The 6,362-nt window shown below is 69.5% G+C and carries 6 protein-coding genes and 2 rRNA genes; 6 read left to right on the top strand and 2 right to left on the bottom strand.

Annotation, left to right across the window (positions count from 1 at the left end):
• From AMA02S_RS31635 to AMA02S_RS40795, 5 genes are all read left to right on the top strand, one after another.
• Positions 1-108, top strand: a 23S ribosomal RNA gene (locus AMA02S_RS31635); the annotation flags it as partial.
• 179 nt (positions 109-287) lie between these two features.
• Positions 288-404 (top strand): 5S ribosomal RNA (gene rrf / locus AMA02S_RS31630).
• A 387-nt stretch (positions 405-791) separates the two neighbouring features.
• Positions 792-1,550, top strand: coding sequence for a hypothetical protein (locus AMA02S_RS43050; RefSeq protein ID WP_169806915.1), 759 nt, complete (start codon positions 792-794; stop codon positions 1,548-1,550).
• Positions 1,535-2,545 carry a hypothetical protein gene (locus AMA02S_RS31625; protein ID WP_245667915.1) on the top strand — a complete coding sequence of 337 codons (1,011 nt, stop codon included), beginning with the start codon at positions 1,535-1,537 and terminating at the stop codon, positions 2,543-2,545. The genes AMA02S_RS43050 and AMA02S_RS31625 overlap by 16 nt, the downstream gene beginning before the upstream one ends.
• Before the next feature lie 49 nt (positions 2,546-2,594).
• A complete protein-coding gene (locus AMA02S_RS40795) occupies positions 2,595-3,266 on the top strand; it encodes a DUF3500 domain-containing protein (RefSeq protein ID WP_169806920.1) in 672 nt (223 codons plus the stop codon).
• Here the strand turns inward: AMA02S_RS40795 and AMA02S_RS31615 are convergent.
• Positions 3,245-3,976 (bottom strand): TioE family transcriptional regulator, encoded by a 732-nt coding sequence (locus tag AMA02S_RS31615; RefSeq protein ID WP_067465550.1) that lies wholly within the window; start codon positions 3,974-3,976, stop codon positions 3,245-3,247. The two genes, AMA02S_RS40795 and AMA02S_RS31615, sit on opposite strands and share 22 nt — an antisense overlap.
• 58 nt (positions 3,977-4,034) lie before the next feature.
• Between AMA02S_RS31615 and AMA02S_RS31610 the strand changes: the two genes are divergently transcribed.
• Complete coding sequence (locus tag AMA02S_RS31610; RefSeq protein ID WP_067465547.1) at positions 4,035-5,237, top strand: erythromycin esterase family protein; 1,203 nt, start codon at positions 4,035-4,037, stop codon at positions 5,235-5,237.
• Positions 5,238-5,349: 112 nt separating this feature from the next.
• Here the strand turns inward: AMA02S_RS31610 and AMA02S_RS31605 are convergent, their stop codons facing one another.
• Positions 5,350-6,288 (bottom strand): MBL fold metallo-hydrolase, encoded by a 939-nt coding sequence (locus AMA02S_RS31605; RefSeq protein WP_067465545.1) that lies wholly within the window; start codon positions 6,286-6,288, stop codon positions 5,350-5,352.
• Positions 6,289-6,362: the final 74 nt, after the last annotated feature.

Raw genomic sequence — 6,362 nt, 5'->3', positions numbered from 1 at the left:
CCTTGGTGGGGTAAGGCCCCCGGTAGACGATCGGGTTGATAGGCTGGAGATGGAAGCGCGGTAACGTGTGGAGTCGACCGGTACTAATAGGCCGAGTGGCTTGAACACACGATACGTTCAACCCGAATCGCTGTGTGGTGTTCGCGTCCCTGTGTGGTTCCTGGAAAACAACCGGGAACCCGCGTTGATACTTTGATTCTTTGTTTTTTTGATGTGTGAATACCGAGCCTGGTCTCGGATGCCTGGGTTTGCCTGCCCCTTTGTTTGTGGGGGTGGTGCGTGAGGCGTTCGGTGGTTTTGGCGAGGGGGAAACACCCGGTCCCATCCCGAACCCGGAAGTTAAGCCTCTCAGCGCCGATGGTACTGCATGGGAGACTGTGTGGGAGAGTAGGACACCGCCGGACTTATATTGGTCGAGGGTCGCCCCGATTTATGGGGGCGGCCCTCGACGCATGTGTTGGACCTGCCAAAGTAGGCTGTAAGTGTCCAGGAACCACCATCAAGAACAGTGACGGACGTGATGAGCGCGGAAGACGACGGCCGCAGCGACGACAACCGCGGGCAGCGGGGCGACAACGGGGGGCGCAACAAGCCTGGCCGTCGTGACGGCAACGCTCGTGGCGGTCCAGGTGGCTCCGGAGCACGCAAGGGCGGTGGGCCTCGCGGGGCCGCGCCTCGTGGCAACGCATCCCAAGGGGGTCGTGGTCGGCCTGGGGGCGGAAGCTGGAAGGACCGAGACGCACGCGGTCAGCGTGATGAGCGGCGGCCGAGCCGTCCGTTCAAGCGTTCCGATGACCGCCGCACCGACTCCCGTGAGGGACGCCGGCCTGACGAGAATCGTGAGAGGCGCTCCGGTGGTCCCCGTACCGGTCAGGGCGGTCCGCGCACTGGTCAGGGCGGTCCCCGCACTGGTCAAGGTGGTCCCCGTACCGGTCAGGGTGGTCCGCGCGCCGGTCAGGGTGGGGAGCGTCGTGAAGGGCGCTTCAGCGGTTCTCGGGGTGGCCAAGGTGGTAGTAGTCGTTTCGGTAGCCCGCGCACCGGTCAGGGGGGCGGCGAGCGCCGTGACGGCCGTTCTGGGCCGCCACGCGAAGCGCGCGGCGGCGGAGGCCGTGAGGGACGCTATGGTGCACCGCGTGGTGAGCGTGGCGAACGCGGTCCGCGTCAAGAAGGAGGTTCCGGTGCGCCGCGTGGTGAGCGTGGCGAACGCCGTGAGGGTCGCTATGGCGCGCCGCGCACCGATCGAGGTGGCGAAGGGCGTGGCGGACGTCCCGGAGCTCAGGGTGGTGAGCGTCGCGAGGGGCGCTACGGCGCTCCACGTTCCGGTCAGGGTGGCCGAGGCGGTCAGGGTGAGCGTCGGTCCGGGGGACGGAAGTTCGAGGGGAAGCGGGAAGGGCGTCCTGGCGAGAGAGCTGGGGGGTTCAAGGGACGGGACGGGAAGCGTCCCCAGCAGGGTGGGCGTTCTTACGGACCTCCTCGCGACCGTGTCCGCTCGGACGAGCGTGAGCGGCCCGCGCCGAAGCATGATGACCCGCTGTTGCCCGACGAGGTGACGGGCGAGGAACTGGACGCCGACGCGCGTGTGGAGCTGCGCACGCTGCCGAAGGAACTGGCGACCAAGGTCGCCCGTCATCTCGTGATGGCCGGGCAACTCGCCGAAGAGGACCCGGAGAAGGCGTACAAGCACGCGCGTGCGGCGCGGCGGCTCGCGTCCCGGGTGGGGATCGTCCGGGAGGCGGCGGGGCTGGCCGCCTACCATGCGGGGGAGTGGGCGGAAGCGCTCGCCGAGCTGCGCGCCGCACGGCGGCTTAGCGCGGGCAGCGACTCCTACCTGCCGGTGATGGCGGACTGCGAACGCGGTCTCGGACGTCCTGAGCGTGCCCTGGAGCTGGTCAAGTCGCCGGAGGCGGCGAACCTGGACCCGATGGGCCGCGTTGAGCTGTGCATCGTCGAGTCGGGTGTGCGCCGCGACCTCGGCCAGTACGGGGCGGCGGTGGTGACGCTCCAGATTCCCGAGCTTCGCGACCGGCGGCTGCGACCATGGTCGGCGCGGCTGTTCTACGCCTACGCCGACACACTGGTGGAGGCCGGACGAGGGGAAGAGGCGTCCGACTGGTTCGCGCGAGCCGCGGCGGCCGACCGGGACGGCGAGACCGATGCCGCCGAGCGTTACGCCGAACTTGAGGGTTTGCACATCCTCGACACCGAGGACGCCGACGGCGGGAGCGCCACGGAAGAACCGGGTATCGTCCTCGAAACCACAGACGTGGACGAGGCGACCGGCGGTGAACCTGCGGACGAGCCGGTCGATGATTCTGCGGACAGGCCCGTTGACGAGGACGTCGACGAGCCCGCTGACGAGGACCCTGAGGAGCCCGTCGAGAAGCCCTCAGACGCGGCGCCTGAGATCGTCGCGGCCACTGCCATCGAGTTCAAGCCCGCCGAACACGAGGGGCCGGACGTTTCCGCGGAGGACGCGCCGGAGGCCCCGGCCGTGTTTCTGGAGCCGAAGCGGGCAGAGGATGAGGAGCCGCCCTCCGGATCTTGACGGGGGCGGCACATTCGCCGGTTGTGCGCCTTGGACGGAGGCGCCTGCCATGGCGGCCGAGACGGAGATGGCCGCGTGCCACCACCTCGGCGTGCACTGCTTCATCGTCGGCCCGCAGATGGTCCTCACCCCAACCTTCATCGGCGCCGAGCCCACCGAGGCCGACCGCGGTACCCACAAGGGCCTGCGCCTGTTCGACGAGCAGCGGACGGCCGGACTCGACCTGCGGCGCAGCTTGCACCCTGAACAGGCACGTCAAGCCGTTCTTTACACCTCGATCCGCCTACAGGACCTGCCCGCCGAACTCGCCGACCCGGTCAACGGCAGGCACCTGGGTGGCGCCGCCCAGGACAACCGGGTCATTCCCTACACGGGGCTACCGGCCAATCGAGCGGCATCTCGACGACACGCACATCGCCGTCCACACCATCGTGCGCACCCCCAACGGCGGCGACTACGGGCGCGACCTGCTGCGCCGACACCTCGCCCGCCACCATCCACAGCAACGCATCGGACGCTGACCCCTCGCCCGCCCCAGACCGCGTCACCGTGGTCCGATACGCACACCGCAGCGGAGCGATCCGCGACCGGCAGCCCGGTTTCTCACCGTGAGGGGATGGTCTCGTGGACGTTCGGCGGTGACCGCTACCGTTACCGCGCCGAAGCTCGACGACCCGCGGTTCGCCTGGTGGCCGACGTTCACTCGCGTCCGCTGAGGTAGGCGTCCAACTCGGCGGCGCCGGTCAGCATCGCGCGCCCGCGGGCGGACAGCCGGCCATGCCAGTCGCGCAGGGCGCCCTCCAGCGGCTCCAGCCCGCCGGCCGCCCGCACCTGGGCGATCAGCGGGGCGATCTGCTCCAGGAGGTAGCCGCCCCGCCTGAGCTGGTGGGCCAGCCGGGCGTCCCGCACGTCGGTCTCGTCGTAAACGCGGTACCCGGTCAGCGGGTCACGGCGCGGGCGCACCAGCCCTGCGCGCTCCCATTTGCGGAGCGTCGCGGGCTTGATGCCGAGCTTGCCTGCCAGCGGCCCGATGAACGTGCCACCGGTCCCCGGCCCCGAAGCCGGCTTGGACGTCGCGGTGGGCTCCAGGTCCCGGAGGGCGTTCTCCACGGCCTGGAGAGTCCGGCGGTCGTCGAGAAGTTGGGCGTGACTCTCGTCGATCAGGCGGAACGCCTGGTCGACCGCGTCCTGGTTCACCGCCTGCATGATCGAGGTCGCCGTCCGGTGGCCGTGGCCGGGCACGAGGGCGAGGAACGCGCGCAGAGCCTGCGCGTGCAGCGGGGTGTAGGTGCGGTAGCCGTGGGGTGTGCGACCGGCGGCCGGAAGGACGCCGTTCTCCTCGTAGTTCCTGATCGCCTGTGTGGACAGACCGTGCTCGCGTGCGAGGTCGACCGGCCTGAGCCGTCCACCGTTTTGAGAGTACCGTTCCATTGGCCTGCTGGTATCGCGGAAAAGTTTCAACCGAAGGTTCAACGATACCGTTCAAGGTATGGCTACTGACATCACCGACACCGTCCATGCCGTCGAGGTCAATGCCGTCATGAGGCTGCTTCCGGCCCGGCCACGGCTGCTCGCGCTGGGCGAGCCGACCCACTTCGAGGACACTCTGCTCGACCTGCGCAACGAGCTCTTCCGGCAGCTCGTCGAGCAGGAGGGCTATCGGACGATCGCGATCGAGAGCGACTGCCTGATGGGCCTGGTCGTGGACGACTACATCAACTCGGGCACGGGCACCCTGGATGAGGCCACGGAGCGCGGCTTCAGCCACGGGTTCGGCGCGTCCGCGGCCAACCGTGAGCTCGTGCGCTGGATGCGCGCCTACAACGACGACCGGCCCGCACCTGAGCGGGTGCACTTCGCCGGTTTCGACGGCCCGCTGGAGATCACCCACGCCGCGAGCCCTCGGCAAGCCCTCACCGCACTCCACGGCTACCTCGCGGCCTGGACGGACGCGCGCATGCTCCCCTGCGCCGCGGAAAGGCTCGACCACCTATGCGGCGCAGAAGACCCCTGGACGAATCCCGCCGCGATGATGGACCCGTCCCAGTCTGTGGGGCGGTCGGCCGAGGCAAGGGAGTTGCGGTTGCTTGCGGACGATCTGGTGGCGCTCCTTGATGCGCAGACGCCACACCTGACCGCAGCGTCCTCGCGGACGGACTGGGATCACGCGCGCCTGTCCGGGCGCACCGCAGTCGGCCTGCTGCGTTACCACTATTGGATGGCCGACACGTCCCCGGGCCGTATGACGTGGCTGTGCGCTCTGCGGGATTCGATGATGGCCGCCAATCTGCTAGCCGTCGCCGAGCGGGGCCCGGCGCTGGTACACGCCCAGAACGGGCATCTCCAGCGGGACAAGAGCAGGATCCAGATGGGCGGCCAGCCGGTGGAATGGTGGAGCGCTGGCGCGATCGTCAGCGCTCAGCTGGGCGAGGGGTACGCCTTTGTCGCCACGGCCCTCGGCACGATCCGTCACCGCGGCGTGGATGTCCCGCCCCCGGACACCATCGAAGGGCTCCTGTACGCGCTCCCCGAGGACCGATACGTCGTCGACTCTCGCCGACTGGCCGCTGTCATCGACGACATGCCGCCCGCTCCGCGCGTGTCCCCCTGGTTCGGCTACTCCCCACTGGAGCCGGCCCATGTGGCCAGCACCGACGGGATCGTGTTCCTCAAGGACGTTCCACAGAGCTGAGCTCTGTCTCGCAGCCCCGGCCCCTGGTGACCGTGCCTGGGCGAGTGTGACATCGCTTCGCGATCTGCCCGCGCGGCTGAGACCACTGCGAGGCACCCCAGGCGCCCGGTGGTCACGCGTGTCGGTCGAGGGCGTGCATGATCCCGGCGACGTTGCTCTCGGCGCTGTTGAGGATCTCGTACTTGGCGGCGAGTTCCGGATCGACGTCCTCGCGCGTGATGGCGTAGCGGTCCCTGGTGCGGTCGGTGACCATCGCGACGGCGTGGTCGAGGTCGAGGCCCCGGTCCCGGGCGTCCCGGACGGTGTCCACCCAGATCCGCAGCTCCTCCGCGGACCGTTCCAGGGTGTCACGCACCGTGGAGACAGGCCCGTAGTGTGCGAACAGGAGCCGCTGCGGTCCGAGCGACCGGAAGGTGTCGAGCGACCTCAGGGCGGTGTCCAAGTCGAAGTCCGGAGGCGGTGTCGCGGGACGGATGTCCGCGGTCTCGGGGATATAGATACCGGCGGCGTCGCCCACGTACAGGTCGCCGGTCAAGGAGTCAATCAGCCCGACGTGGTGCTTGGCGTGCCCGGGCGAGTAGTGCGACTCCAGCCGCCGTCCGCCGCCGAGGTCGATCACGCCGGTGTCCTCGACGGCGCGGATCCGGGTGGCCTCGGTCGGCTTCAGTTCGCCGAAGAGGCTGTCGAGGCTGTCGCCGTACACCATGCGGGCGCTGCGCATCAGTCGCTCCGGAGAGGCCAGGTGCCGTGCGCCCTTCTCGTGGACGACGACCTCGGCGTCCGGGTACATCTCCGCGATGTCGCCCACGCCGCCGGCGTGGTCGAGGTGGATGTGCGTCACGACCACGCTTGCCAGGTCGCCGGGGCCGACGCCCAGTTCGGTCAGGGCCGGCTGGACGACGGGCGCGGACCCGGCCGTCCCGGGCTCGACGAGGCAGGGCCGGTCGGAGCGGATCAGGTAGCCGGCGGTGATGCCGCTGAAGCCCGCCATCCGGGTGTCGATCTCGTAGACGTCCCCGCCGAGCGGCGTGATCGTGGTCGTGGTGTCCATGGGACGATCATCTCCGCTGGACGGGTCGGGGACCACCGCTCAGCCGGGCCGGCCGCCCACCGGGTGGATGCAGG

It is taken from the genome of Actinomadura macra NBRC 14102 (genome assembly GCF_001552215.1).
Taxonomy (GTDB): Bacteria; Actinomycetota; Actinomycetes; order Streptosporangiales; family Streptosporangiaceae; genus Spirillospora; species Spirillospora macra.
Note: the sequence above shows the minus strand (reverse complement) of the source record. Positions and strands in the feature narration are given on the sequence as shown.